Origin of the sequence: Aliidiomarina soli, from assembly GCF_003986975.1 — a bacterium.
Classification (GTDB): domain Bacteria; phylum Pseudomonadota; class Gammaproteobacteria; order Enterobacterales; family Alteromonadaceae; genus Aliidiomarina; species Aliidiomarina soli.
This window is the reverse complement of record NZ_PIPO01000002.1, coordinates 294410-321334: the sequence shown is the minus strand read 5'-3', so window position 1 is coordinate 321334 and position 26925 is coordinate 294410. Positions and strand designations below refer to the sequence as shown.

The window sequence follows — 26925 nt, the reverse complement described above, 5'->3', positions numbered from 1 at the left end:
AGTTTGTCACCTGCTAGATTGATATGTTATAACATATCAATCTAGCAATTCGGAGAAATCTATGACAAATAAACGGGTGAGAATTAGTGTTGTTATTTCAGTTTCTGTAGCGACTCTATTTTCTATAGCGGCCAACAGTGAAACTTCGCAGGAAGAAGCTTCTTCGGCATCAAATGAGAAAAAGTTATCGTCATCCTCGGAAATTGAAAGAATCTTGGTAACCTATTCAGGAATTGGCCAACGGAATTCAGGCCCTGCCACTCCCATGAATATACTCTCGGGGGATGAGCTTGCGCATCGCCGCCAAGGAACACTAGGAGAGACACTGGAAGGTCTCCCTGGTATTCATATGGACAATTTTGGAGGGGGAGCTTCAAGGCCAGTGATTCGCGGACAAACAGTGCCGCGAATCGAGATTCTTTCGGATGGGGCTGAGCTATTCGACGCATCCTCAGCTTCCCCTGACCATGCCGTGACTACTGACCCGCTCCTGCTTGATGCAATTGAAATTGTGCGTGGCCCAGTAGCGACATTATATGGTGGCAGTGCAATGAATGGTGCCATTAATCTCATTGACAGCAAAATACCAAAAGCTTTTCCTGAAAATGGTGCAACCGGGGCAGCGGAACTCCGCTATGGGGTTGGCGACGAGGAGAAGTCATTCGCGGCCAGATCAACTGTCAGTCTTGGTCAGTTTGCTTTTCACGCTGAGGGGGCAACCCGGGATGCGGAAAATTACAATGTTCCGAGCGACTTCGGCAGTGATGAGCTGGCTGACTCTTTCTCAGAAAATTCATCCTTCAGTGTCGGGTCATCCTGGATAACGGACAAGGGTTACATCGGTCTGGCTTATACGCGTCAAGAGGCCGAATATGGGCTCCCCGGCCACTCTCATGAAGGTGGCATCTGCCACACTCATGGATTAGACCTACATTGTGAGGAGCATAACCAGTATAACAACCCCTTCGAAGGGCTGGATAACAGCCACACAGCCTATATTGATCTGCGTAGCGAGCGTATAGACATACGCGGGGACTATGATGATCTTCTGCCCGGATTTACTCATACCCGCTTGCGCTTTTCTCATACAGATTACGGTCACGATGAAATTGATGGTGATACTCTATTTTCCAACTACGGGAACAATGCATATGAAGGGCGCATCGAACTGACCCACGTCCCGCTCCTGGGTTTTATTGGTACATTCGGGATTCAATACACCGAGAGCACTTTTACCGGGTTGAACCGCACCGACCCAACCGATAACCGTGAGCTATTGGAGTACATCACGGAAAATGTTGGGATCTTTCTAAGCGAACAGCGCTCGATAGGTGCATTCGATTTGGAAATGGCAATACGGCAGGACTGGAGAAAAGTTACAGTACCTTTCAATATGTACGCAGCCCAGAGTCCCGAATATTGGGACTTCCTCATTGATTTGTTTGGAGAAGATGGCATCCAAATGGATATAGATAATGCAAGAACTCGCCACGAAGATACTTATTTACCGAGAAAATCGAATCCTTTCTCAGCCTCCATTGCCGGAACCTGGAATTTTGATGATGACTATTCTGCGGCTCTGTCTTTGAGTCGTTCGCAGCGCTCGCCGAGTGTGCGGGAACTGTACGCCCAAGGGAATAATCTCGCCACCAATAGCCTCGAAGGTGGTTTACTTCGTGCAAACACCTTCTCCAGCGAGTTTCCTGTCTATGACGATATAATAGAAACAGCCAATACGATAAACCTGACATTCCGCAAGAAGACAGGGCCAACCCAATTTGAAATTGGCTTGTATAGTCAAGATATCGATGATTATATCTTCGCCAACCTGGTAGAGGAAGAAACACTCGAGTCTGGGGCACTCTTTCGTTATCTTATTTATACTCCAGCCGATGTCCGTTTTACCGGAATCGATGGCCAAATCAGTCACCAGATCGACTCTGAGACGCTTCTGACCATCTTCGGTGATTATGTTCGCACTGAAATGAAAGACGTAAATGATAACCTACCGCGCATTTCACCAGGACGGCTCGGAGCTCGCTACGACAGGAACTGGGGACTGCTTTCAGCCAGCCTCGAATATTACCGTACCTTTGATCAGGATCGAGTCGCTTCTTACGAAACGGAGACTGCAGGGTACAATATGGTTAATGTCACGCTCTCTTACAGTGTCAAGCGGGCTGAAGGACAAGATCTCGAATTCTATATTCGAGGAACCAATCTAACTAATGAACTAGCCCTTGCACACACATCTTTTGTGAAAGACCAGTCACCACTTCGCGGCCGGAACCTTGTATTAGGTGCTCGCATGAAGTTCTGACCCGTTAGAGCGCTTCGGAAATTAACGAGTCCAGCAACTTCGCTGGGCTTAATTTAACGCCTGAATAGCAAACCTGTGGCCAATTCTTCTTGACCACTACAGTGCCAGATCTGTGACAAGTTTGTGGTATCCATTGAAAATAGATCAGCTCAATTCATTCCGCGAGTGGTTCTAATAATGGGAGCCTGTCATCAATTTTCAATTTAGCATCGGCTAGCGACCGGTAGTTTGATTCCGGAAAAACCCGTAAACCCTTATATATAAGGTAGAATACTACCGTTTCATGGTCTATATTGAATTAATACCAGTATCAAACTACCGAGTCCGACTATGAAAACCGTAACCCTGCAGCTTTTTAATCGAGGGCAATGGTGGAATGCCGCTGAGCTTAGCTTTGGCGGAGATAAAATGAATAGCCATGTGACCTTATCATATCTCCCCGATTATATACGGCATGTACCACGCTACGACCTGCGCGATAGCTGGGCATGTAGTGTAAATGCACCGGTCAGCATCGTGCCCATTGATTACCCAGGTTGGCCGGCGCTATTAGACGATTTACTACCTGCAGGTGAATCTCGTACTTGGTGGCTCAATTACCTCAATGTCAGCAGAAGCAGTGTGTTTGAGCAAAACTACGCGCTTCTCACGAAAGCATGCATGGCGCCTATCGGTAACTTGCGAATTCAAGAAGCCATCGAGCAGATTAATTACGATACTGCTCACCGTTTTCCTATCGAATCTGTCGTTCAGTTGCAACACGATTTCTTAGAATATGCGCATGAGCAAGGTGCGGCTGTTGGAGGGGCAACCGGCGCCGGCGGTGCTGCGCCGAAGTTACTGCTGATGGTTGAAAATAACCAAGTATTCATTGACGGTGACTTTGCTGGAAAAGCCCTCTCTGCAACTCCATACCTCACTAAATTCGCCAGAAATACGCGCTCTCCTCGAGACAATAACGTGCTTAAAGCTGAAGGGGTGTTTTATCAGGCTCTCGCAGAAATACTCCAAGGGACTGACATCGAAACCATTGATGTAGACCGTCTCATGTTAAAAGAGCATCAAGGCCAAGTAAGCCTATGGTTGCCTCGGTTTGATGTAACCATAGAAAATTCAGTTGCCGCTCGTATTGGATTGGAAAGTATTTACTCAATCATCAATGCCGCGCCTGGTAGCTATCAAAATCACCTGACCGTTATGCACACAGTGTGGGAAAGAATTAGAAGCACTACACAGATGTCTAGTTTCGAGTTTGCCACACAATACCTTGCGCGAGACTTGCTGAATTTGGTTTTTGGTAACTCCGATAATCATGGCCGTAATATCTCCTTTTTAAAGTTCGAAAATGATATCCAATTCGCACCCATTTACGACTTTGCCCCGATGAAAGCAGATCCAGAAATGGTGACTCGTTTATTTAAGTGGAGCGACGACTGTGAACGTAGCGGTACTGTCAGGTTTGACCAGGTTGTCGAAAAGCTTAGTGACTTTGGTGAACCTGATTCGCTTTTGGCGTATTTGAAAAACCTCGCAACACCTCTCATTGAGCTTCCTAATTTGCTGACCAAGCTAAATTGTCCAGAAGAGATACTTGAGTACCCTGCAATTGGGTTTGCCAATATCCACCAAAAACTAGTGAGCTATGGAGTCTATCATGCATGACCTATCTGCTGATGAGCGCAAAGCACTGATAGCACAAATAGAAGCGGCGTTGGCTTCCAATAGCATTTCCATTGGTGAGGCAGTGAAGCAAATTAGAACGGAGCTCTATGGCATGAATCAGAACGATTACGCCAGGTTTATCAATGTTTCCGACAAAACCCTGCGCGATGTCGAGAAAGGAAACACCGATCCGCGACTATCAATAGTTAACAAGTTACTCGCACCGGGGAGTTTTCAGGTCAGTGCTAGAGTAGTCAAAAGAGTCATTTAGTGTCGAAATATTTCAGTAACCACGCTTTGCCAGCTTTTTCCCATCCTGAAATACGCGAACATTACCACGAAAGGCGAGCGGCGACGCGTGTTCCATCCACATTAAGGACAAACGACCAGCCATTGCGCTCACACAGTCGTTGAACGATCCCCAGGCCTAACCCATACCCGTGAGACGACGATGCCTCTGTTGGCGTATCTTGCCCATCAGCATCACTGCTCACATGATTGGCGACTAACAACTCGTGCTCGTTAAGCAGAATGGTAATCGGGCCCTCCCCTTCATGGGCATGCTCGAACGCATTTCGCACTAGATTATTAACTGCGATAGAAAAAGCCTGGGGATGTCCGCTGATTCTGGGCGTTGCGCGAGCATCGATATCAACATCGACGAACTTGCCGTTCAACAGGTAGCGCTGCTGCTCGACCGCCTGACTAACCACCGGCATCACGGCAAACTGCTCTTCATACAGTCCGTCATCGGTTTCGCGCGCAAGACACAGGAACATTTCAATCGTAGTTTTCATTTCGTGCGTCGCACGCCGAACTCGATCTAGCACCTTTGCATCAGCCGCTGATAAATCGCTTTGCTCCAACAACTCAAGCGCGCCGGTTATGACCGTGATTGGCGTGCGCAACTCATGACTGGCTGAGCTGGTAAAGTACCGCTCCCGCACAATAAATGCACTGATACGCTCAAGTGTCTTCTCAATGGTACCAGCCAACATACCCACTTCATCGTTGCCGAAACGGCCAGACTCGATGCGTTTATGGTCTCCGGCGGATAGATGTTTCAGGTCGATGCTCGCCACCACTTGAGCGAGTTCCGCGACCGGGGCGACCGCCCTGCGGATCACCACCATGCCGAGCCCAAAGCCAAGCAAACCAAGCGTACCCACGACACCGGTGATGACCAGCAACCACCACCAATCCTCTGACGACTCAGCTTCAATTCCAGCAACATCAAAAACTACAAATGCACGCCCCTGCTCATTGTCGGTGGGTATGACCGCGACATGAAACTCTTCGGCAGTGAATTCGTAAGTTCCATCAGCGGGATTGGTTAGCGCCCACTCTCTGAGCGCTTCCGGCAAGCTCTCAATCTCATCGTAGCCGCGCAGGTTCATCGTCAACGCCGGATAGCTTTCAGCAGCATGCTCCAATTGCTGGGTCATCACACGGTCTTCGCTCAACTTAATTGCAGCGAAGAAGGCGAATCCCCAAGCCACACTCAGTACCGCAACACAGACCGCAAATGCAATGGCGACACGTTTGCGCAAACTGTGACGGTACATTACTCTGGTTCCTCCGCAATTCGATAGCCGATACGATGCACAGTATGAATAAGCGGGCTATCAAACGGCCTATCGATAATCTGACGCAACTTGTACATATGCGAGCGCAGCCCATCACCATCGGGAGGCTCATCAGCCCATAATAGCGTTTCCAGCTCATCGCGGGCCACGACGGACGGCGCCGCTTCCATTAATCGTTGCAGCACTTTCATGCCTGCAGGGGTAATATCAATACGACGCCCCGCTCGATGCACTTGCAGCGTGGACCTGTTCATCGTTAAATCCCCTACGGTTAACAGGTTGGCGGCTTTTCTGTGACTTCGTTTGTAAAGCGCCTGCAGTCTCGCATGCAGCTCTTGCAACTCGAACGGCTTACTTAAATAATCATCTGCTCCCACCGAAAAGCCTTTGAGCTTATCATCAAGCGTATCCCTTGCTGTTAGCATTAGAATAGGCGTTTCTAATGCCGCATCCGTGCGTAATTTGTGGCAAACGCTCAGGCCATCCATTTTCGGAAGCATCAAGTCCAGAACAATCACGTCGTAAGGATTCGTCAAGGCGAGTTGCACCGCGCTCATACCATCGTAAGCGAAATCTAAAACATAATGATGCCTTTCAAGGTACTCTGCGATGTTGCCGCAAATGTCTCGGTTGTCTTCGACAATCAATGCTCTAATCGGCGGCGCAGTCACCTGTTCCATTCATTGCTCCCTTTACCAAGCGTAATCTTACCAGGCGTAATCGAATCGCAGTCCAATGAGAGGTTCCGCTTCACTATCATCTTTCACTTGCACACCCCGACGATAATCAAACTCGGTATCATCGCTCGAAGACGCTGCCGTTACGTTGATAACATCGAGAAATGCCGTTACATCTACTGGGCCAAGAGCACGCCGATAGTCAACGCGAACGTTAAACGAACCGGATCCACTTTTGCGACCGACGTTACGCTCTGTGAGCTCTTGAGAGTATCGCAAAGGCTCCCCTGGTCCTAATACGTCAGCGTGAATAATAAAGTCGTTGTCAGGTCTGCCGGAAAGATATTTGTAGCGTCCAGCAACCTTCCAGCGATTGTTAATTTCCCAGGTCAAACCAATGGTAGCGACATGCCGACGGTTGAACTCTGCGGCCACGTCACCGCGGCCGTCTTTCCGGTCGACTACGGCATCGTTATACGAATAGCTTGCGGTAGCGTAAACGCCCTCGGTAATCATACCGTTGGCCACGATATCAAGGCCATACGAAGCGCCATCACCTCTGTTTGCAAATGTCCCGCTGGCTCTATCAAGATCGATCACCAAATTGTCGAGGCTTTGATAGTAGGCTTCTGTCAACACCGACCAGCGGTCGCTCGGGAATAGTTGAAAGCCGACACTGCTATGGGTAATTTCTTCGTTTTCAAGGTTGTTCGACTCATTTGCAGCCAGATCTAAAAACCGGGGCGACTGATAGAAACGTCCAGCGGTGGCAAAGTATCTTATGGTTGTGCTCGGCCGCCAATTCACGCTGAAACGCGGCGACGCTAAACTTTCGTCTGTAAAGCCATCCCGCTCTAACCGCAGCCCGGTGCTAAAATCCCAATCTCCGCGCTCAAAAATCTGCTCGACGTACCCTACGTAATTCGTTTCTTTTTGATTAAATGACGAGTTGATGTTCTCAGGTGTCAGTACAATATATTTCTGATCAGGATCGGGTCTAAAGTCTTCGTCATCGTAAACGAATCGGATCCAGTCGCCGTCTAAAAAGGTGTCGTAATTCAGTTCCAGTTGCGTTAATCGAATACCAGCTTTGAACACACCCCATTGGTTTAAAGTCTCAAAGTCGCTACGCCAACCGCTCTCCGTTTCCCCCTCACTGAGGGTAATAATGTTTTCTCTTACCGGGAAAGTCGATGGGGGAGAACCTTCTGGTACAAGATCCGGGAATGCTTCACCTTCTGAGCTGACTTTATCGCTTTTGCGGTAGTACACCCGATTGGTCAAGATCGCGGTTTCACCAATCCATGACCGCAATGTCAGACCATACAAATTACTATCTTGTTCAGAGTCTTGCAGCGACACATCTTCGAAGTTAGGCGACTCTGCAACGTGTGTCACGCCGCGGGTGTAATCCTCGTGTGTATCTATCAGCAAAACTTCTAAAGTGTGATTGTCATTAATAGGTGTGACCGACTTTACGAGGATGTCTCGCAATACGGGCTCACCAATGTCTAATTCTTCGATGGTTTCAAATAATTGACCGAAGTCGAGTCTCCGAGCAGAAACCAACAAGGTAGCGTCTTCGGTGATGCCGCTCGGACCGTCATAACCCACTTCATAACCCGCAAGATCGTAGCGAAAACTAGCGGAAGGACTTGGGTTACCATCGGCGACTTCAAGTTTAAGCAAAGATGCAGCCCGCCCCCCATAAGCCGCACTCCATCCGCCTGGCGAAAACTCTGCGCCACTGATCACGTTCGGTGCGAAAATCGAAAAACGGCCACCTCCACCGACATCTTCTTCTTCACCCAGGGTGGCATCAAAATGAATCGCTTTATCAAACGGAAAGTCATCGACCAATAGCAAATTGTCTCTCGGACCACGGCCGCGCACGCTGAAACTCGCGAACTCACTGGAAGAAGCCAAGCCAGGTAAACCATCTAGCGACAGGAGGGGATCTGCGCCACCACCAACTGCACTTCGTAATGCTTCTCTATCCAGATAGGTACTGCTCCCTGATCCGTATGCTTCAGCACGTTGCCCTTGAACTAGAATTCGCTCAATTGTCTGCTCTACCAGTTCGAACTCTACTCGGACATTTTTCCGGGTGATCACGCGGATGCTTGGCTCATACGCTGGAGCGAATCCGTTTTTGGCTACCCTAACGGAGTAGAGACCAGGATCGAGACCGTCGACGACAACGCGGCCTTGTGAGTCGGTTTCTACCGATTGTATAGCATTGGTTTCACGTTCCGTGAGCGTAATCTGCGCAGTTGGAAGTGGCCGGTCAGTCTTCTGATTTTTGATGATAAAAGTCAGCGCACCGGATGCCTCTGCTGCGTGCGTAAAAAACGGGAAGCTTATTAGAAGCCCACACAGCATTAACGACGATACCTGTTTCAAGTACCTGCTCATATTCGCATTCCTCTAACTATCAGCCTTAGTGAGTTTATGAAGCGCTGATAGGTTAGCAAAGCCAATGTGACTAAAAAGTCGCTGAAATATGGAGAACCAACAGGAGTACATTGCATAACCCCTATAACGCTAATCTGAGATCTCTTTTCCGAGGTTGCTCGTATATACCTTCGAACAACCATATCCCGGGCATCCATTGCCCGGTTACACTCAGGAAAATTTTTCATGAAAAACGTCACAAGTTTAATGCTGGCCTTGCTTCTACAAGGTTTCTTGTTTCAAACAGCTTTAGCGCAAGAAGAAAAAACAGTGATGGTGCCCTTGCCATCGCAGGACGACTTCACCCGGGGCGAAGACGGCTGGGCCTTAGGCTTGGGACTTGGTATCGAATATGAAACCGCCTACGAAGGGTCGGACGAATTCGGCTTTGAGATTGACCCAGCCGGTGCGTTGCAATGGCGCAGAGGCGACAACATTTTCTATTTCGCCGGTGAAGCTTTCGGCTGGCGTGGCCTGCGCGCCGACACCTGGCTACTGGAAGCCTTAGTCGGTTTCGAGGAAGGCCGCGAAGAAAATGATTCCGACAAAGGCTATTTAGATGGGCTCGGTGAAAGCGATGAGGGACTAGAACTTGTCTTGCAAGCTCGCCATGCGTTCACCGAAGACTGGCGCTACTGGCTGGTTAGCCGCGTAGTTGCCAGCGAGAACGGCAACCTTGGGCTATTTGGCGTGGGTCGCCGCTTTGGTGACCAGCTAGACGGTTCTGGCCTGGAGGTGAACCTTGTTGCGGTATTCCACGATAGCGACTATGCCAACAATGGTTTTGGCATTACCGCCCAGCAATCGGTGGCATCAGGGTTGGATGAAACACGAATCAGCAGCGGTCTGCGCTCTGTGGGGATCGATTTCAATTATCGTCACCATATCAACGACAGCTGGCAGATATACGGCGAAGCACTGTACGAGCACTTTAGCAGCGATGTTCGCTCTAGCCCAATCGCTCGCAGCAACTATGAGACTGAAATAGGCGTCGGGTTCATCTACGTATTCTAGGTTGGTTACATTGTCAGACTGCGCGTGCTCGGGGGGACCCAGATAATCGCCCCGCGCACACGCAATACTGTTCGCCAGCGGCGGTTTCGCGGCACGTTTCCACCGCTCTGCTACTCAGCCCCTCCGACAAATACCTGCAAAAACTTCAACGCTAGCGGATTCTCCTCAATTTGCGCTTGGGTGAGAGTGTCTATCTCGTGTCGCAGCCCGTCGCCGTTGCTAAGTGCAACTAAAGTGAGGCCATCATCTGGGGCCTTTAGCAAGAGCCCGGCATAGGCATCTGGCCACCAACCGCTGTGCCAGACGAGTCGATGGTCCTGCCAGTTTTGCACATACCAACCATAGGCGTAGGGCATTGGATTGCCTTCAGTGTCGTTTGTTGGTGTCCACATGTGCTCACGTAAGTTTGCCGACATGATCCGCTCGTCATCCAGGGCAATGGAATACTCAGCGAGTGCTTTGGCGCTGGCGATAATTCCTGAACTTGCGTTGAGTTCGGTATTTGGCAGTACCCATGGTGTGGCCCAGTTTGAACCGTCGGGTGTATTTTTAAACGGCGGTGCGAAATGGGTTAGTACCCCACTGGCATTAGCATCACGCCAGCCGGCTGCTATATGCTCCAGTTCGCCCGGCTCAATGACATATTTTCTCATCCAATAACGCCAGCTTTTGTCGGTGTTCTCTTCGACCCAATTCGATAGTCGACCAAATACAATCGGGTTGTAGAAGAAGCTGCTACCCGGTTCGCCATTGACCTGGTTCTGCAGCACATGGCGCAACGTTATCACTTGATCACAGGAAATCTCGGGCACCTGATAGCCGTTTTCTAGTGTGCCACCGCCAAACAGGTTGCCGCTGGTGGTTAGCCAATGGCAGCGGCGGCCCCAATCACTTAAGGTCGTGAAATCCGCATCGAGGTCAATGTGACCATCGGCTTCCATGCCTAACAAGGTTGCGGCGGTGAAGGTTTTGGTAATCGAAGCGGCCAGGTAAGAGGTGTTTTCCGTGGTAGCTTCTTCGGCATCGTGGTCCTGAAATCCAATGCTTTCCACTAAAATGATTTCGCCGTCTTTTACTACGGCCACAGAAAGGCTAGGAATGTGCTTCTCCTCGCGAAACGCTCGTAAGTACCGTTGAAACTCCTCCAGTTGTTGCTGCGTTGTGGCCGACTCGGCGACGGCTTCATTGATGGAACAAATGCTCACTGAAAAACAGGCAGCCGCCGTCAGCAGCGCACCATAGATGGTTGCTTTCATAATGCTTCCTTTAAATTTAAGAGTTATGAATGTGTCGTCGTTCGCGGAACGAAGCGGCCTGCTAGCCGCTCCTTAGGAATGGAATAGCTGGGTAATAGAATTTCTGCTTTTGGATGACGGCAATGATATTGATCAGCATGATTGTTACGACAATCGGAATAACGCTCATGAAGAACAAAAACCCGTATCCCCGCACAGTCACCAGTGCCGCCAACGAGAGAATAAATAGCAAAGTGCTGGTGATTTGAAAGTTCACGACGGCGCGGCCATGGGTGTCGTAAACGGGGTTGTCGCCGCGCTTATAGGTCCAAAGTAGCAGCGGCGCAATAATGTTCAGCAGAGGAACAAACCCCGCAAACGGAGAAACATGCAGTAGTAGAAGCCACTTGAGTTCGGGTGTTTGCGCTATGCTGGCATTTGGCGTAGTGAGTTGCAGCAAATCATCTACTTCAATATCTAAAACGGCTGCTAACAGCTTTACCGTTCTCAGATGAGGCGTGACCTGCCCTTTTTCAATACGCTGAATGGTTCGCACGGTCACATTCGTACGATCCGCCAACTGCTCCTGCGAGAGGCCTTTGAGTTTGCGTTGATAAATTAATCGCTTGGCAATGTGAGAATGGTTCATAGATGTTGCTCAGCTTTTTCGCCCGTTTATTTGAATTAAACCATAGCGAAGAACCCACGACACTGTCACGACATTACTCTGTCATGTAGGTGCCATTTCTCGTCCTGATACCCCAGCAAACTTCACCCGCGAGACTCTCCCACAGCAGACTTTTCCTCTGATGTCTTTTTTTGTCGTATTTAGGAATTAACTGCCACCGCTATTTCCCGTACATTGGGCTTATGGAGGAGATCAATGACAGTTCATCAAGTATTTTTTATCGCAAATGGTTTTCAGGCATTGGACTTATTCGGTCCTCTGGATGCTTTTATGGAGACAAACACGTTTGTACCCAATGCATACAAGGCCAGCTTATTGGGCTTACAAAAAGGCACGGTGAAAACCGTTTATGGACAGCAGTTGCAAGCTGATTTGTGCCTGGATGACGAGTTTGAATTAGATGACCTAATTATTTGTGGTGGTAATGGCATGCGTACGTTACCCGTGAGCGTAAAACAGCTTGCACAACTGCGCGAAGTCGCTGTTAAAGCAAAGCGAGTATTCAGTATTTGTACCGGTGCGTTTGTCCTCGCGAAGTTGTTTCCAGACCGGCCGCTTACAGTCACTTCTCACTGGCGGCACTGTGATGATTTGGCGCGTCGCAGTCCTGGAATTGACGTCCAAACGGAACCCTTATTTGTGAATAGCGGAAACATATGGTCGTCGGCAGGAGTATTGTCCGGAGTTGATTTAGCGCTTGCTATCATTCGTCAGGATCATGGCAATGCAGTGGCCGCTAAGGTAGCAAAAGAGTTGGTCGTATATGTGCAACGTGCTGGGTCACAGAACCAGTTTTCCGACATGCTACAGCTACAATCAGGCGAAAGCTTTAAACTCTCCCCTCTTCTTGACTGGCTCGCTCAACATGTAGACAGACCAGTAAGTGTCAGTGACATGGCAAGCTTTATTAATCTCAGTGAAAGACAGGTTACCCGTATCTTCAAACAACACCTGAACTGCACGCCAAGCGCATTCTTTAAACAGTTGAAGCTCAACTATGCTCGGGACTTGTTGGGAAGCGAAAACATAAGCGTAAAGCACGTTGCTCATCGCATAGGCTTTAACAGTTATGATAGTTTCCGTCGGGCATTCTATCGGCAGTTCTCTGTTTCACCTTCAACCTTCACAAAAGGAATTCACTCGTGAAACGATTTCTCAGTCTAATATGCCTATTTACACTCTGCTGCACTCAAGCGATTGCATTGCCCACACAGCAAGTGACGGAATGGGCGGACGATATCGACTTTTACGTTGAACAGGTTAAAACAAAGCACCTAAATCCATTCCATACACTATCTGAAGAAGAGTTCGATCAGCGGATTGCAACATTAAAAACAGAACTCGATACCCTTTCCGAAATTCAAATAGAAACCAGGTTAATGGGCATAACATCTGCGCTTGGTGACGGCCACAGTAACTATTTTATGATGTCAGGCCCTCACCGCCATTTTCCTCTGCGATTTAAGTACTTTGGCGACGAGCTGCGGATAATAGCGGCAACTGAAGATTATGAACACTTACTTGGTAGTGAGCTGGTTAGCATCAATAACGTGCCCACAGCCGGCTTGTATGAGCAACTAAAACATCACCTTTCCGGAGTAGATAATCAGTTTAGTGAAAAAACCAGTTTTGAATTCCATCTGACGTTGGCCAAACTTTTAGCAGGCCTGGGAATTGTGGCTGATGGTGAGGAAGCAGAGTTCGTCACTAAGAGAGGTAACTCATTTTCTACGCATCATATCGAGCCAATTTCAATGGCATTATTCGGGCAAATAGAGTCTCCTTATCAATCCCGTACGCCTGCTCTCGCAATGCAGGACATAGCTATGCCTGGGATACAGCTTGATATAGTCGATGAAACTACCGCATATTTTCGTTTTCGGCGCTATCCTGATTTAGCGGACGTGCTTGATAATTGTGATGCCCTGCAATCAAGGCTTGAATCCAGCAATGCCCGGTACCTAATCATTGATTTTCGTGGTAACGGTGGTGGTAATTTTTACACCGGGTTAGCTTTTTCGTCCTGCCTGTTGCCACTGAAGCAATTTGATTGGCTCACAGGCGCTGTTCTGCTGACAGATGGACACACTTTTTCAGCCGCAATGAGCAACGTCGTTCAATTTAAACAGCTTTTTAATGCAACGGTAATAGGTGAACCGACAGGCGGAGATCCGAATCACTTTTCTGAAAGTTATCGTTTTGAATTACCCAATTCTAAGCGGAAACTGAGTCTCTCGATTCGCTACTATCCCTTTTTAGAAAAACCAACGGACGCGGTATATCCTGAGGAGTTAGTTACCCAGTCTTGGGAAGAGTATGAAAAAGGTTTAGATGTCGTTTTAGTGAGGGCACTGGAACATTTTCAGCTGTGAAACTCCCCCGGAAATCTCTTTGATAAAATGAGTTATTTCCGGGGGAAGCCAGTCAGAAGTTCCTTTATATACGCGATTGTTGCTGCGGACCGCAGGCACAGATAGAAGTGTTTCAGCCTCTGCAGTCTATTCCGCTTGCTGAGTGACTAGAATTGCTCGACGCCTAAACCGCAGCAACGCCACCATCGACAAAAAGTTCATGTCCAGCGACAAAGCTACTCTCGCTTGATGCAAGGAAGAGGACTGCTCTTGCTACTTCATTAGGTTCCCCCAACCGCCCAAGCGGGACGCTTTTATTTAGCGCCTCTTCGACTTCCGGTTGCGAGTCGAGGTAGCTTCGTATCAGGCGTGTTTCTGTTCCACCGGGCGAGACCACGTTCACGCGGATGCCTCGCTCCTTAAGGTCATTCGTCCAGCTTCGGGCGAAAGAGCGCACTGCTGCCTTACTGGCGTTATAAAGAGATTGGCCTGGCAGGCCTTTACTGCCAGCGATGGAGCCGTTGAGGACGACAGTACTTCCCGCTGTCATCAGCGGTAGTGCTTTTTGCACAGTGAACACCATGCCTTTAACATTGACGTTGAAGGTCGAGTCGAAATGCGTATCATCAATCACATCGAGTGGAACGACCTCGTAAATGCCTGCATTGGCAAACACGACATCGACTTTTTGGTGATCGCGTTGGATCCGTTCGTAAAGCCGAGCGACGTCGGCAGAGTTGGTCACGTCACCCGGCACGCCGACCGCCCCGTGGCCGATCTCTTTTACAGCTTCGTCGAGTAGTTCTTGTCGGCGCCCTGTGATGTACACGTGCGCACCTTCGATGGCGAAAAGTTTCGCCGTTGCGAGGCCGATGCCGTCGCTGCCGCCCGTTATCACCACGACTTTGTTTTCGAAGCGTTTCGTCATTTTCTAGTACCTTTCTTAATTAAGTGGAGTGTTGCTCCACTTAATATATGGAGGTAAGCTCCACTTAACAAGGAACAGAGGAAAAAAATTGAATAATGAACCTGCCCTCCGGGCTGATGCGAAGAAAAATCGCGAACTTATACTTACTGCCGCCGAAGATCTTTTTCAGGAAAAAGGAGCGGGGGTTGCGCTGGAAGAAGTTGCCAAGCGCGCCGGCGTCGGTATCGGTACGCTTTATCGTCGCTTTCCCACGCGTGAGGCACTTTTGGCCGCTACTAGTAATGAGCGTTTCTTATCGCTGGCGGAGAACAGCCGTGCGCGCGACCCGGATTTGGCTCCAGGCGACGCGGTACGAGCTTATCTTGAAGATCTTGCTAGGGACATGAGCACTTATCAGAACCTTGCTACTTCGATTGGCACTGTTATCCAGTGCGGAACGCCCGGTTGTAATGCTATCACCGCCGAAGGGCATCGGCTGCTTCAGCGTGGACATGAAGCGGGTGCCATTCGTCGCGATGTGACTTACGAGGATTTTATTTACATGGTAACTGCCATTTCCATCGCTATCGAAAATGACCTCTCACCGAAATCGCGTATTGGGCATCTGGTAGATTTGTTTCTGAATGGCATAAGCGTAAAAGGCTCGGATTAGCCACCGATATACTTCTCTATCTCCGCCAGCCATTTAATTGAACCGAACCGATTTTCTCGGTCGATCTTAGGATCATCTGACACGACCTCACGCGGGCCCTTGTTAATTGTTATACCATCTCCCGTCAAAGTCTCGGCATCCGTCTCAGCAACTACATAACCACTCTCAAACAGAAGCCTTAGTGTCGAAGTTTTTCGACACTAAGGGCCAGGTCTTTGAGACTTAAATAAAGCTTTTGTCGTGAATTGAAGTCAAATAGCAGCTTTTAAAACTGGTATTTCACACTGACGCCATAGTTGAGAGGAGCGCCCGGCATCGTCCATAGCTTGTGATATGAATTTTCGAAGTACTCTTCATCAAATAAGTTGTTAATATCTAATTTCACACTTAATTGTTGGTTTAACTCTATAGAAGCAGACAAGTTAAGCAGGGTATATGAGGGTAAAATATAGTCAGGGTCAGTAGTTTCTCCTAAACGCTCACCGACATAACGCACAGTAGCTCCGAAGAAAGTGTTTTTCTGCATTAATTGAGTATAGTGATTCAGGGAAACATAACCTGAATGTTTCGCAATATTGATTAACCGTGATCCCGCAGGAACCGTCACGCCCCACTCGGGATTTATAACCTCGTTGACTGTGTTGGCATCGGTATAACTATACCCCGAGTGAATACTTGTATTACTGGTTAAATCAGTGCTTAGTTGGAACTCTATCCCCCGACTTTCGACTTCACCTAAAGTTGCTGAAAGGCCTGTAATAGGTTCTGCTGTTAGCATATTGGTTTTTTCTGCGTCAAATAGTACGAGACTGCCAGAGAACAGGCCTGCTATATTCTGCCATTTAGCACCTATATCAAAAGACTTTGTTTCTTCTGGATTAAATGCATTTCTATCCGAATCCAACCCTGGGTTGGGTCTGAACCCTTCAGCATAACTGGTGTATAAATTAATATTGTCGGTTATTTTATGCAGAAAACCCACGCGTGGTGTCACTTGAGTCTGATCCTGAGTTTGCGTGACATCAGTCAGTCTATTCAAAATATCCTGTTCAAATCTATCTACCCTGAAACCAAGTAACAATTTCGACTTTTCAGTCACTTCAATCAGGTTCTGAGCATAGAAGCCGAGACCTTGCTGCTCCTCAGAGGTGAATGTCGTCGGTGACACTTCAGGGCGCTCCATCCTGTACTCTGGATTATTAGGATCGATGCTATAGGTTGTGTCACCCGCGCCCCAAGCTGTTCTCCATACTCTATAATCGGTATCTAAGTGATAGTTATAATAATCTAAACCGATCAACACATTGTTTATGAAGCCTGCAAGTTCTAGGTTACCACTAACTTCGAAGCGTGCAGATAGATCGCGTGCCTGATAGTCTCGCTCTCTTCTCTGTCTTGATAAGATGTTAGGGTCGGTATAGATCAACTGTCTGCCGTCAGAAAGCTCAGTATCTGAGGAGACGCCTTTAAAAGATGAATCTCTATACGAGAAACCAGCTAACACATGCCAGTCTTGGTTCAGTGTATGATTTAACGTGAATTGGTGACCCAAGGCTTTAACTTCATGAGCACCATCCCGAATATCACCATAAAAGTCTCCAGGGTTAGCCGCATCAAAATCATTGTCTAAAATATAAACGCCACGGTCTAATGGCTTTTCCTGGTCAAGAATTTCCATTTCATAAGTTAAATTAGTTGTGTCAGAAATATTCCATAGTAAGGAGGGGCTTAAGTTTAAATTTCTAATGAAAACATTGTCTCGATAGGTATCAGAGTCTTCGTATGAGCCATTAATACGGAAAGCACTCACATCATTGATACCGTTAGTATAATCGAACTCAAACTGTTTCTTATCGTAATTTCCCAAAGTCCCCTGAATATAACCTTGCTCAGCGAATCGTGGTTTTTTAGTGATAATATTGATGGTGCCACCTGGTTCGCCCTGACCATACAACGCTGAACCCGGCCCCTTCATTACCTCTATTGTTTCAATATTAACGGTGCTTCTGTTCCCGCTATAGCCGCGTACGTTAAAACCATTTATCAGGTAGCCGGTAGGGTTATTTTCGTCCCCGGAAAAGCCACGAACGGCAAAACTGTCGAACATACCGCCCGAATTATTCTGTCTAACAACGCTCGGTGAAAAATCTAATGCATCGATAAACCGCGTAATGCCCTCGTTACTCAAGGTGTCGGCATTAATACGGTCGATCGCCTGCGGTGTCTCAACCAGGGGAACATTGCCGCGGTACGGCATTCGGTGTTCTCTAACTTGAATGCGCTCAATAGCCTGGTTGCTTTCTGGCTCTTGATTGACATCGCTTTGGGCAGTTGCATTCGCAGCAACGAGCAACAGTGAGTATATACACAACTTCTTCATGTCTTCTTCTCAATAAAGGAACGGGAGAAGCGTTACCTGATACCGCTTCACTTAAAAATATGAGTCTGACTGGGTTATTGCTGAGGAACACCGATAGCAACTGGCGATTCGTCTTTTCTTATTGGCGGCGTTTCATTAATCATCAACACTGTGCCATCCACAGGTGCTGCTAACGTCTGCACCTCATTACCGAAATAATCAATGACCACACCAACTTCAGCGCCGCGCGTTACGCTATCCCCTATAGTCACCAGGGGCGTGAAAAAACCATCATAGTTGCTTTGCGTATATTGAATATCTTCATAGATCACAGCTTCCTGATGAGGCGCTGTTTGACCAGGTAACATATCAAGAAAGAACATACTGTTTTTTGCCACTTCGTAGGCGAAATCAATCGATTCCTGATCGCGCTCGGCAAGATGCCCAATTTCAGTCGTGAGGCCGGGCTTGCCTCGAGTCATGGCGGTGTTGGGAAAAGAGATTGAGTTTGCGGGATCGGTTGGTCTGTCGCCGTACATAACAATATGCTGCATTCCCGTCGCTTTGGCGAACTCGAAGGTCAGCTCGTCCAGTTCGTCGTCGCCGACAAATGGCGAATACACATGGTTAAGTAACTTCTGGTTTGAACTGCCTGAGTGCATATCGACAAAGAAATCAATTCGACTGATAAACTCACGAGTCAACAGCTCCGCAATCTGCTCCGTTGCAGTACCGGTGCTACTGCCTGGAAACTCTCGGTTCAGGTTTTTTTCATCGTTTGGGTTGAGTGCGAGCCGGCGGCCATGAAAGCCATCCAGGTTCGCCAGATGCAATAGAATCACCGTCCCCTTAACAGTGTTAGCATCGAGCTCCTCAGCAAGCTTTTGCAACGCGAACATGGCTGGAAACTCGTCACCGTGAGTCCCGGCTGCTAACAAGAGTACGGGCCCAGGGTGAGCGCCATTCACCACCGTAACCGGTAGTCTGACGTTACCTTCTTCCGCGATATACGATTGTTTTTCGCCGGCCGCGGTGGTTACTCCGACTAGCTCGAAAGGCTCCTTTGCCTTGGCATTGAGACTAAAAGCACAGAGTACGACAATAGCGCATGTATTTAATAAGCGGGACAGTTGTAGACTAACCATAAAATTTGGAACTCCTGAAATAATGCTGATAAATGCCACATGGGTCGGCTGTAAGTTAATCATCCGCGTTAGGTTTAAATGTGGGTCTTTCTTCTAACGCTGCCGCACTATATTCCCTGCCATTAAATAAAAGCGGGTAGTAAAAATGACGGAGTTCAGCATGAAATTCTCTGACATCCCGTTCGTACTGCCACGCAGCAGGTGCATCGGTTTGCGCCCAATGGGTAAGTGTGCGCTGCAGAAGCGTCGCAGGCGATAGCCACGCGACCCATCCGGCGGCGTTGTATCTATCTTCAGCGGTTTGTTGGTAGGCTTGCGAAAGTGGTCGCGCTTTTTCATCGCCAATTTGTTGGAAGGCGTAATACCACTTCCATTCAAACAGGCTACTGGTCTGTGTTTTACCTTCCCACTGCGGATGAGAAGCCTCAAAGGCATCCATTGTTATGTGATGGGGAAGATCCCAGGCAGCATTCACGGCTTCGCGCTGGGTCATTAATATATCTCCACCTGCTGGGCCCTGATAAGTTTCTTCGATAACCACATCACCCACAGCGGGTATGATAAAACTCGTGAGTAGCCAAACGCCCAACAGGAAAGAAGCCAACACCGGTGCCGGGAACCTAAAACGCGATACCCAGTAACACAGAGCTGCCCAGCCGAGCAGATAAACAGCTACCGTTAATGCGACTAACGAGATAAGGCTAGCTGAAACACCGTTTACTATGGCGCCGCCAATAAAGGGAATAATTAATGCCAGCCATAGTGCTGTAACGATAAAGCCAGCACGCAGCAGCCAAAAGCTGCTTCTGGCGGTAACCGTCAAAAAGTCATGACGACCGGCCGCGCGTTCTGAGGCGCGCATATCGTGGAGTAGAAGAATCAACAGTAGCGGCGCAAATACTGCAATAACAAAGGCAAAATCAATTCGTCCAGCCAATGCTAGCTCTGGGTTTTGCGTATCAGATTCGTGAATTTGCCCTTCTAATGCAAGCATTCTTACCCGGTGTTTCCAGGGATAGACATCTCTTACACCTAATGCCGCAAATGCCAAAGATGAGGGCTCGGCATAGGTTAAATGAAAGCTGTAATAAGCGGCTTCGCCATAGCCGCTATGCTTTTGTATGACTTCTTCGCGATCCTGTTTATCTGCTTCGAGCAGGCGCTCAATGGTTGCTCGTTGCTGAGCCACATCCATGCTGCCGGTCCAGACCGAAAATAGTGATAACACCAGCCCGGATATCAGTAAAATAACAACGCTTTTTCGACGTAAAACAAACGTGGTTTCACGACGGATATCTAACCAGCTCATATACGTCTACCTGCAAGTAAAGTGAATCCCAGCACCATAGCGAGCACAAAGCACAGCTGTACAAAGGCGAGTAAACTCCCGGAAAAGCGCTGTTGTGGTGACAGTGGTGTAAAATGAAAGTTATTCAGGATCTGCCAATTATCAGCGCTAACGGTAGCCGCGCGGTTGGCTTCTGCGCTGCGGTATCTATTGGTGTCCTGGGCTGTGGTCATGGCTTCAGCCTGCAGCGTATTGAGCGACTGGACAAAATCAAACCGCACCTTTTCAGCTTCACGCAAAAAGCGATGATAATTTTCAAGGTCGGTACCGGCCAGCTTCATAGAGGCATTTTGAATAGCTATCATCGGTGATAACCAGCCAAACTGACGTGCAATATCAGCCTGAGACGTTTGCTGACGCATTTGTTGAGCGGCAAACTCGTTGAGCACTTTGGTCTGCTCTGCCTCTGAGTATTGCGCCACCACGCCTCTAAAGTTGACTGGCAAATCTTCCACGGAATCGACATTGTATTCAGCCAGCAGGCTTCTTTCGAGGGCTTTAAAGGCGGGGTCACTCGCATTATGGCCATCGCCTATTTGGCGCATTTGCTGCAACACCGCGAAATCTGTTTCTAATTTTCCCGGCGAGGCCACCATCACACTGGCTGTATTACTGGCAACACGGGGTAACACAAGACAAAGCAAAATCCAAACAGCAATCAGCCCACTAAAGCTGGTGCTGTTAGAGGTGGCTAGCGTAGAAACCAGTAACACCACACCGCACCAAATAGCCAGATAAAGCAAATAACTGGCGATAAACGAGACGACCATAAGCAAGGCGGCCCCGTTTAACAAGGTCATCACGGCACCTACTACGAGCGGCACCAGCACCAATATCCCTGCCCCGGCCAGCGCCACCCCTTTACCTGCTAGCAAAACAGAGGGGGACACACCCTGAACTTTAAGAAAATCCAGGGTGCCAGCTTCGCGTTCGCGGGTCATCACGCCAAAGCCCAGCACAATCAACAGTAGCGGAGTCAGGATCTGCATCACAAAAGCGGGAGTCAGCTTACTCAGCCAGGTTAACCCGCTGCTTTGTTTTTGATCAGCAAAGGTAGCGCTGTTGTGGCGGTGACCTTCTAAAAAAATCGCGTTTCCGGTAAAAGCATCGACGCCCGGGTCCAGCGTGCCAAGTGGAGGGGGTGAGCGAAATAGATAATGACCGTAGTGCACCATCCTATGAGGATGGCGATCCGGTTGGTCAGTAAAAGTATGCTCAGCTGCAGACTGCATATGTTGGCGCTGCTCTGCGCTTTGGCTGATTGACGAATGCGTCACCCACACCGATGCGATAGCCAGCGTAAGCGCAATCACTAAGACGGTTTGGGCAAGGCTGGAACGCCGCCAATATCGCCACTCGTCCCGGGCAATGGCTAAAACAATGTTGCTCATGCCACCACTCCCTCGATAAAGGCATTGTGCACGGTTTCGGAGTCGATGTTTCCGTGGTCGGGCGCATCAAACATGCCAACAATTTCGCCTTCCCGAAGCAAACCTATTCTGTCAGCCACATGGCAAGCCCCGTAGACATCATGGGTTACCATTAAAATTGTTGAGCCCTGCTCCGCAAGCTGAGTGACTAAACGATTAAACTCGTCAATGGCTACTGGGTCTAAACCTGACGTGGGTTCGTCTAAGAACAAAATCGGCGCTTCACGCAACAACGCCAGGGCTATCGCCGTTTTCTGCCGCATCCCCTTGGAGTAGCCATTCAACACGGTGTGCCAGGCCGATTCCTGCAAAGCAACACGTTTAAGCGACTCAATAATGTCTGCATCCGTCTTTGGCTTGCCAGACAGCGATAAAAAATATCGAATATTCTCAACAGCCGTCAGGTGGCCATAAAGCATCACGGATTCAGGTAAATAGGCCACTTTTTCACGCACAATTGCTGGCGACTGGTGCACATTGACACCAGCAAGAGTGGCGGAGCCTGAAGTTGGTGTCAGCAAGCCCAGAAAGGTTTTGATCGTAGTCGATTTGCCTGCACCGTTGCCGCCCAGTAGCGCCAGAATTTCGCCTCTATGGACAGTAAAAGACACATGTTTCAAGATTTTCTTAGATTGCACTTCAACACACAGATTTGAAGCACAGATAACAACGTCAGACATGTCGCGTGGATCCCAATAATTAGAATAACAAGTAGATTTGGTGTTATGTTATAACATTGGAATTCTTAATGAAAGGTGTGATCAACTGATTGGTGCAGATGCTATCTGCCACTTTAATTGTCTGGATGAGAGCAAATCTACAACCCTAGAGAGTGCCAAGGGGGAGCTGTATCGAACCCACGACACTTTTTTTTGATTAAAACAAAAAACTATATTGACAATTCTAGATATGCAGATATAATGATCCACATGAACATATTAGAAGCAATGAAAGCGTTAAGTAATCAAACAAGATTATCAATACTGCAAAACCTTCGGGAGCCGGAAAAGCATTTTCCGCCTCAGGATGAAGGCGATGTGACTATTGATGGTGTTTGTGTAGGTAGTATTCAGGAAGGCATTGGAATGAGCCAGTCGACTACGTCGACGTATTTAGCTTCGTTACAACGTGCTGGGCTTGTTACTTCCAAGCGAATGGGTGGATGGACCTACTACAAACGAAATGAAGCAAATATCCAAAAGTTGATTGAGCTTCTTAGCAAAGAGTTGTGAAAAGCTCTTTTTTTTAAACCCCGTATATCGTTATATATCGATATGCAAATATCTAGATAGGTGAAGTTATGCGTGCAATGATTATAGAGTCTTTTGGTGGACCAGAGAGTTTTAGTGAAGTTGTTTTACCCAAACCAGAGCCTGGTGAGGGGCAAGTTTTAGTGAAGGTCCATGCGACCTCCATCAACCCGTTGGACTACCAGGTTAGACGCGGAGATTATAAAGAGTATGTACCATTGCCGGCCATTACGGGACACGACGTCTCTGGTGTAATCGAGGCAATTGGTCCTGGTGTGACGGCATTCAAGCCAGGCGATGAAGTATGGTACACGCCTGAAATCTTTGCCGGTCAGGGTAGCTATGCCGAATATCATGTTGCTCATGAATCAATAGTTGGCCTCAAGCCTGATGCACTTAGTCATCTTGAAGCAGCGGCACTGAGTTTAGTCGGCGGTACCGTGTGGGAAGCACTGATTACACGAGTCAATCTGCAGGTCGGTGAAACAATTCTGGTTCATGGTGGTGCTGGTGGTGTTGGACACATTGCGATTCAGATTGCTAAGGCGGCGGGTGCACGAGTGCTAACCACGGTGTCTTCGCACAATGCTGAGTTTGTAAAAAGCTTAGGTGCAGATGTCACCATTGACTACAAGCAAACCGACTATGTTGAAGCCGTGCTCGAAGCAACGGATGGAAAAGGTGTGAATGTTGTGCTTGATACCGTAGGTGGCGATACCCTCGAGAGAAGCCCATTGGTATTAGAGCAGCTGGGACGCGTTGTCAGCATCGTCGACATTGCCACCCCTCAAAACCTTGTTGAAGCCTGGGGACGCAATGCCAGTTATCACTTTGTCTTCACCCGTCAAAACCGGGGCAAGTTAGATGATCTTTCGCGCCTGGTAGAGCGAGGTCTGCTCAAGCCCGTTGTTGGTGCAACCTATCCGTTATCTGAAATAGGCCTTGCACATGCTCGACTTGAGCAAAAATCAAACGGTTTACGCGGCAAAATTGCTATCGATGTAACTGCTTAATTGAGTCATACGTCTGGAGGAATAACAAATGGTTATTGAAATTGCCCGCTTTCAGGTAGCGCCCGAACAACAAAAAGGTTTCTTTGATGCCTTTGCCGATGTGAAAGCCTATGTTGAAAAAGCTGAAGGTTATCAATCGCACATAATTAGCCAAGAGATTGAAGACCCGTCTCGTATCAGTTTAATGGTGAAATGGCGAAGCTACGAAGATCATGTTGACCTTTTTGAGCCCAGTGAAGCGCATGAAATTTTTATTAATGCACTGATGCCCTTCTTCCAAGGGGAAGTCGAGGTCTTTCATTTTAATACAGCACCAGCATCAATTGGAGGTGAGAAATGAAAGCGGTAGGTTTCTCAGAATATCTTCCTGCTGATGTTGAGGATGCACTGGTCGCTTTTGAAGCGCCAAAACCAAAACCAGGTCCTCGTGACCTCTTGGTTGCAATTAAAGCTGTATCAATCAATCCAGTAGACACAAAGGTACGCCGTAATGGCGTACCTGATTCTGGTCATCGTATTCTCGGTTATGATGCGTCCGGTGTTGTCGAAGCTGTCGGTGAAGAGGTGACTTTGTTTCAACCCGGCGACGAGGTGTTTTATGCCGGAGATATTAGCCGCCAAGGGACGAATGCCGAGTTTCATGTCGTAGATGAAAGGATAGTGGGTCCTAAGCCACGCACTATTTCATTTGAAGAGGCAGCGTCTCTTCCTTTGACCAGCATAACGGCTTGGGAATTATTGTTTGACAGCTTCAAAATACCTGAGGGTGGCGGAAAAGATGAGAGTCTGCTCATTGTTGGCGGTGCAGGAGGTGTCGGTTCTGCGCTGATCCAACTGGCAAAGCAATTGACCAAGTTGCATGTCATCGCAACAGCCTCAAGACCTGAAACACAAAAATGGTGTTTAGACTTAGGTGCCGATGACGTCATAGATCATCGTCAGTCACTCAAAGAGCAGCTTTCACTGCTGGGTAAAACGCCCAAATATGTGGCTGCACTGACACGTTCTGATTTACATTTTGAACCTTTAATTGACATTTTGCCTGCCAGAGGGCAAATCGCAATGATTGACGACCCGGGCGCATTAGACATATCCAAAATGAAACTGAAGTCACTCAGTTTTCATTGGGAGTTTATGTTTACGCGGCCAATGTTCCAGACTGAGGACATGGCTAAACAACACGCTTTATTAAAAAGAGTAAGAGATCTTGTAGATGCGGGAGAACTAAAACCGACTTTAAGCGAAATACTTGGTCCAATGAGCGCTGGTCGTATCAGAAAAGGGCATCAGCTTCTGGAAGCAGGTAATACTATAGGTAAGCTAATTTTATCGGGCTTTTAGCACAGACGGTTTATTATCTTTTGGCAATATCTGATTAAGCGGACACGTTTATTGTCCGCTTTTCTCTGTAAATTCAACCCTCAGCGGAAACGTCAATTGTGCTATCTCTAAAACTCGTCGACTGAGCTTCGACAGCCACTTGCGTAAGCCCTGAATATACGAATGTTAGGGTTCATTTATTTCAATTTGTTCGTGCCTAAACGCGCTCTATATTACAAGTAAGTACTGAAGTTTAGTGGTTAAAGATTTAGAAGGTTCGGAGCCATGCGGACCAGTGAACTGGCAATTAAAACGTTGTCATTGATTGAATATATAAAGGACACGACCATGAAAATAGTAAACACAATCGTCTCTGCCAGCCTTTTAGCATTAAGTATCGGCAACGCGTTTGCCAGCAGCTCTCCGGGTGTGGAGACCCAAACTCAGGGCTTTTTAAATGCCTTAGCCGAAGGCGACGGTAAACCGCTGGAGCAGTTATCAGTAGCTGATGCCCGTGCCGTGCTGGTTGACGCTCAGCAAGGGGCCAGCCTGCCAGCGGCAGATGTCACCGAAAAAACTATTACAGTAGATGGCCAGAGCATCAGACTGGTGGTTGTAAAACCACCTGGCACTAAAGGGACTTTACCGGCCTTTATGTTCTTCCACGGTGGTGGTTGGGTATTAGGCGATTTCCCGACCCACGAGCGGTTAATCCGTGATTTAGTGCAGCGCTCTGGTGCGGCGGCGGTCTATGTTGATTACACCCCGTCACCGGAAGCCCAATATCCTACAGCGATTAACCAAGCTTATGCGGCAACCAGATGGGTAGCGCAACATGGTAACGACATTGGTGTGGATGGTACGCGTTTAGCGGTAGCCGGTAACAGTGTAGGCGGTAACATGGCCGCGGTCGTGGCATTGAGAGCTAACGCTGAAGGTACGCCGGCGCTGAAATTCCAGCTATTGTTGTGGCCGGTAACCGATGCGAACTTTAACAATACCTCATATCAGACCTATGCGGAGGGCCATTTTTTAACCCGCAATATGATGCAGTGGTTCTGGGATAACTACACCACCAGCGCTGAGCAACGCAACGAGATTTACGCCTCACCGTTGCGTGCTACTACTGAGCAGTTACAGGGCTTGCCCCCGGCGTTAATTCAAACCGCGGAAATGGATGTGTTGCGCGATGAAGGCGAAGCTTACGGCCGTCACCTGAATGCCGCGGGCGTTGCAGTCACCACAGTACGCTACAACGGCATGATCCACGACTTTGGCTTGCTGAATGTGTTAAGCGATGTACCGGCGGTGCAGGATGCCTTAGACCAGGCCGGACGTGAATTAAAGGACCACCTGAAATAAGTGGTCAAGCAATCTTAAAGCCTCCGGTGGGAACAGAAATTCGGCAGATCCGAATGATTCATACTATGCATCTTTAGCTGCGTGTAAAGTAATCACGGTGATGATGTGTGCGAAAAACAAAAAAATTCCAT

The 26925-nt window shown here is 48.2% G+C and carries 23 protein-coding genes; 12 read left to right on the top strand and 11 right to left on the bottom strand.

Annotation, left to right across the window (positions count from 1 at the left end):
• The first annotated feature begins 61 nt into the window (after positions 1-61).
• From CWE14_RS05080 to CWE14_RS05070, 3 genes are all read left to right on the top strand, one after another.
• Positions 62-2320 (top strand): TonB-dependent receptor domain-containing protein, encoded by a 2259-nt coding sequence (locus CWE14_RS05080; RefSeq protein ID WP_126798411.1) that lies wholly within the window; start codon positions 62-64, stop codon positions 2318-2320.
• 330 nt (positions 2321-2650) lie between these two features.
• Positions 2651-3982, top strand: coding sequence for a HipA domain-containing protein (locus CWE14_RS05075; RefSeq protein ID WP_126798410.1), 1332 nt, complete (start codon positions 2651-2653; stop codon positions 3980-3982).
• Complete coding sequence (locus CWE14_RS05070) at positions 3975-4253, top strand: helix-turn-helix transcriptional regulator (RefSeq protein ID WP_126788766.1); 279 nt, start codon at positions 3975-3977, stop codon at positions 4251-4253. The genes CWE14_RS05075 and CWE14_RS05070 overlap by 8 nt, the downstream gene beginning before the upstream one ends.
• A 61-nt stretch (positions 4254-4314) precedes the next feature.
• On the opposite strand, the gene CWE14_RS05065 is transcribed toward CWE14_RS05070, so the two are convergent.
• Genes CWE14_RS05065 through CWE14_RS05055 form a run of 3 tightly spaced genes read right to left on the bottom strand, consistent with a single transcriptional unit; the run spans position 4315 to position 8660 of the window.
• Positions 4315-5547, bottom strand: coding sequence for a sensor histidine kinase (locus CWE14_RS05065; protein ID WP_126798409.1), 1233 nt, complete (start codon positions 5545-5547; stop codon positions 4315-4317).
• On the bottom strand, positions 5547-6248 hold the full coding sequence (locus CWE14_RS05060) for a response regulator transcription factor (protein ID WP_126798408.1): 702 nt from the start codon (positions 6246-6248) through the stop codon (positions 5547-5549). The genes CWE14_RS05065 and CWE14_RS05060 overlap by 1 nt, the downstream gene beginning before the upstream one ends.
• A 27-nt stretch (positions 6249-6275) precedes the next feature.
• On the bottom strand, positions 6276-8660 hold the full coding sequence (locus CWE14_RS05055; RefSeq protein WP_126798407.1) for a TonB-dependent receptor: 2385 nt from the start codon (positions 8658-8660) through the stop codon (positions 6276-6278).
• A gap of 225 nt (positions 8661-8885) precedes the next feature.
• Here CWE14_RS05055 and CWE14_RS05050 point away from each other — a divergent pair, with 225 nt between their 5' ends.
• On the top strand, positions 8886-9713 hold the full coding sequence (locus CWE14_RS05050) for a MipA/OmpV family protein (protein ID WP_126798406.1): 828 nt from the start codon (positions 8886-8888) through the stop codon (positions 9711-9713).
• Positions 9714-9823: 110 nt separating this feature from the next.
• Here CWE14_RS05050 and CWE14_RS05045 read toward each other — a convergent pair whose 3' ends face one another.
• The gene (locus CWE14_RS05045; RefSeq protein ID WP_126798405.1) at positions 9824-10969 is read right to left on the bottom strand and encodes a serine hydrolase domain-containing protein; all 1146 of its coding nucleotides are present in this window, start codon (positions 10967-10969) and stop codon (positions 9824-9826) included.
• A 61-nt stretch (positions 10970-11030) separates the two neighbouring features.
• Positions 11031-11597 (bottom strand): helix-turn-helix domain-containing protein, encoded by a 567-nt coding sequence (locus CWE14_RS05040; RefSeq protein WP_126798404.1) that lies wholly within the window; start codon positions 11595-11597, stop codon positions 11031-11033.
• 234 nt (positions 11598-11831) lie between these two features.
• Between CWE14_RS05040 and CWE14_RS05035 the strand changes: the two genes are divergently transcribed.
• Both CWE14_RS05035 and CWE14_RS05030 read left to right on the top strand, forming a co-directional pair.
• Entirely contained in the window at positions 11832-12782 is a 951-nt protein-coding gene (locus CWE14_RS05035) for a GlxA family transcriptional regulator (RefSeq protein ID WP_126798403.1), read from the top strand.
• Positions 12779-14008 (top strand): S41 family peptidase, encoded by a 1230-nt coding sequence (locus CWE14_RS05030; RefSeq protein ID WP_126798402.1) that lies wholly within the window; start codon positions 12779-12781, stop codon positions 14006-14008. The genes CWE14_RS05035 and CWE14_RS05030 overlap by 4 nt, the downstream gene beginning before the upstream one ends.
• A 163-nt stretch (positions 14009-14171) precedes the next feature.
• Here CWE14_RS05030 and CWE14_RS05025 read toward each other — a convergent pair whose 3' ends face one another.
• On the bottom strand, positions 14172-14915 hold the full coding sequence (locus tag CWE14_RS05025) for an SDR family NAD(P)-dependent oxidoreductase (RefSeq protein WP_126798401.1): 744 nt from the start codon (positions 14913-14915) through the stop codon (positions 14172-14174).
• An 88-nt stretch (positions 14916-15003) separates the two neighbouring features.
• Between CWE14_RS05025 and CWE14_RS05020 the strand changes: the two genes are divergently transcribed.
• Positions 15004-15567, top strand: a complete 564-nt coding sequence (locus tag CWE14_RS05020; protein ID WP_126798400.1) for a TetR/AcrR family transcriptional regulator — start codon at positions 15004-15006, stop codon at positions 15565-15567.
• A 265-nt stretch (positions 15568-15832) separates the two neighbouring features.
• Here the strand turns inward: CWE14_RS05020 and CWE14_RS05015 are convergent, their stop codons facing one another.
• From CWE14_RS05015 to CWE14_RS04995, 5 genes are all read right to left on the bottom strand, one after another.
• Positions 15833-17947, bottom strand: a complete 2115-nt coding sequence (locus CWE14_RS05015; protein WP_126798399.1) for a TonB-dependent siderophore receptor — start codon at positions 17945-17947, stop codon at positions 15833-15835.
• A 74-nt stretch (positions 17948-18021) separates the two neighbouring features.
• A complete protein-coding gene (locus CWE14_RS05010) occupies positions 18022-19071 on the bottom strand; it encodes a M14 family metallopeptidase (RefSeq protein WP_126798398.1) in 1050 nt (349 codons plus the stop codon).
• Positions 19072-19126: 55 nt separating this feature from the next.
• Positions 19127-20380, bottom strand: coding sequence for a DUF3526 domain-containing protein (locus CWE14_RS05005; RefSeq protein WP_126798397.1), 1254 nt, complete (start codon positions 20378-20380; stop codon positions 19127-19129).
• Positions 20377-21810 (bottom strand): ABC transporter permease, encoded by a 1434-nt coding sequence (locus CWE14_RS05000; protein ID WP_126798396.1) that lies wholly within the window; start codon positions 21808-21810, stop codon positions 20377-20379. The genes CWE14_RS05005 and CWE14_RS05000 overlap by 4 nt, the downstream gene beginning before the upstream one ends.
• Positions 21807-22529, bottom strand: coding sequence for an ABC transporter ATP-binding protein (locus CWE14_RS04995; RefSeq protein WP_126798395.1), 723 nt, complete (start codon positions 22527-22529; stop codon positions 21807-21809). Before CWE14_RS04995 ends, CWE14_RS05000 begins: the two co-directional genes overlap by 4 nt.
• A gap of 249 nt (positions 22530-22778) precedes the next feature.
• On the opposite strand from CWE14_RS04995, the gene CWE14_RS04990 reads away from it, so the two are divergent.
• From CWE14_RS04990 to CWE14_RS04970, 5 genes are all read left to right on the top strand, one after another.
• Complete coding sequence (locus CWE14_RS04990) at positions 22779-23081, top strand: ArsR/SmtB family transcription factor (RefSeq protein WP_126798394.1); 303 nt, start codon at positions 22779-22781, stop codon at positions 23079-23081.
• Positions 23082-23149: 68 nt separating this feature from the next.
• Positions 23150-24112, top strand: a complete 963-nt coding sequence (locus CWE14_RS04985; RefSeq protein ID WP_126798393.1) for a zinc-dependent alcohol dehydrogenase family protein — start codon at positions 23150-23152, stop codon at positions 24110-24112.
• Positions 24113-24140: 28 nt separating this feature from the next.
• The gene (locus tag CWE14_RS04980) at positions 24141-24452 is read left to right on the top strand and encodes an antibiotic biosynthesis monooxygenase family protein (RefSeq protein WP_126798392.1); all 312 of its coding nucleotides are present in this window, start codon (positions 24141-24143) and stop codon (positions 24450-24452) included.
• Positions 24449-25453 carry a zinc-binding alcohol dehydrogenase family protein gene (locus CWE14_RS04975; RefSeq protein WP_126798391.1) on the top strand — a complete coding sequence of 335 codons (1005 nt, stop codon included), beginning with the start codon at positions 24449-24451 and terminating at the stop codon, positions 25451-25453. The genes CWE14_RS04980 and CWE14_RS04975 overlap by 4 nt, the downstream gene beginning before the upstream one ends.
• 327 nt (positions 25454-25780) lie before the next feature.
• A complete protein-coding gene (locus tag CWE14_RS04970) occupies positions 25781-26794 on the top strand; it encodes an alpha/beta hydrolase (protein ID WP_126798390.1) in 1014 nt (337 codons plus the stop codon).
• Positions 26795-26925: the final 131 nt, after the last annotated feature.

Coding starts and splice junctions, on each gene's coding strand:
- CWE14_RS05050 (WP_126798406.1), top strand. CDS start 8,886: ATGAAAAACGTCACAAGTTTAATGCTGGCCTTGCTTCTACAAGGTTTC.
- CWE14_RS05005 (WP_126798397.1), bottom strand. CDS start 20,380: ATGAGCTGGTTAGATATCCGTCGTGAAACCACGTTTGTTTTACGTCGA.
- CWE14_RS05070 (WP_126788766.1), top strand. CDS start 3,975: ATGCATGACCTATCTGCTGATGAGCGCAAAGCACTGATAGCACAAATA.
- CWE14_RS05065 (WP_126798409.1), bottom strand. CDS start 5,547: ATGTACCGTCACAGTTTGCGCAAACGTGTCGCCATTGCATTTGCGGTC.
- CWE14_RS05000 (WP_126798396.1), bottom strand. CDS start 21,810: ATGAGCAACATTGTTTTAGCCATTGCCCGGGACGAGTGGCGATATTGG.
- CWE14_RS05025 (WP_126798401.1), bottom strand. CDS start 14,915: ATGACGAAACGCTTCGAAAACAAAGTCGTGGTGATAACGGGCGGCAGC.
- CWE14_RS04970 (WP_126798390.1), top strand. CDS start 25,781: ATGAAAATAGTAAACACAATCGTCTCTGCCAGCCTTTTAGCATTAAGT.
- CWE14_RS04975 (WP_126798391.1), top strand. CDS start 24,449: ATGAAAGCGGTAGGTTTCTCAGAATATCTTCCTGCTGATGTTGAGGAT.
- CWE14_RS05035 (WP_126798403.1), top strand. CDS start 11,832: ATGACAGTTCATCAAGTATTTTTTATCGCAAATGGTTTTCAGGCATTG.
- CWE14_RS05060 (WP_126798408.1), bottom strand. CDS start 6,248: ATGGAACAGGTGACTGCGCCGCCGATTAGAGCATTGATTGTCGAAGAC.
- CWE14_RS05040 (WP_126798404.1), bottom strand. CDS start 11,597: ATGAACCATTCTCACATTGCCAAGCGATTAATTTATCAACGCAAACTC.
- CWE14_RS05015 (WP_126798399.1), bottom strand. CDS start 17,947: ATGAAGAAGTTGTGTATATACTCACTGTTGCTCGTTGCTGCGAATGCA.
- CWE14_RS04995 (WP_126798395.1), bottom strand. CDS start 22,529: ATGTCTGACGTTGTTATCTGTGCTTCAAATCTGTGTGTTGAAGTGCAA.
- CWE14_RS05080 (WP_126798411.1), top strand. CDS start 62: ATGACAAATAAACGGGTGAGAATTAGTGTTGTTATTTCAGTTTCTGTA.
- CWE14_RS05010 (WP_126798398.1), bottom strand. CDS start 19,071: ATGGTTAGTCTACAACTGTCCCGCTTATTAAATACATGCGCTATTGTC.
- CWE14_RS04990 (WP_126798394.1), top strand. CDS start 22,779: ATGAACATATTAGAAGCAATGAAAGCGTTAAGTAATCAAACAAGATTA.
- CWE14_RS05055 (WP_126798407.1), bottom strand. CDS start 8,660: ATGAGCAGGTACTTGAAACAGGTATCGTCGTTAATGCTGTGTGGGCTT.
- CWE14_RS04980 (WP_126798392.1), top strand. CDS start 24,141: ATGGTTATTGAAATTGCCCGCTTTCAGGTAGCGCCCGAACAACAAAAA.
- CWE14_RS05075 (WP_126798410.1), top strand. CDS start 2,651: ATGAAAACCGTAACCCTGCAGCTTTTTAATCGAGGGCAATGGTGGAAT.
- CWE14_RS04985 (WP_126798393.1), top strand. CDS start 23,150: ATGCGTGCAATGATTATAGAGTCTTTTGGTGGACCAGAGAGTTTTAGT.
- CWE14_RS05045 (WP_126798405.1), bottom strand. CDS start 10,969: ATGAAAGCAACCATCTATGGTGCGCTGCTGACGGCGGCTGCCTGTTTT.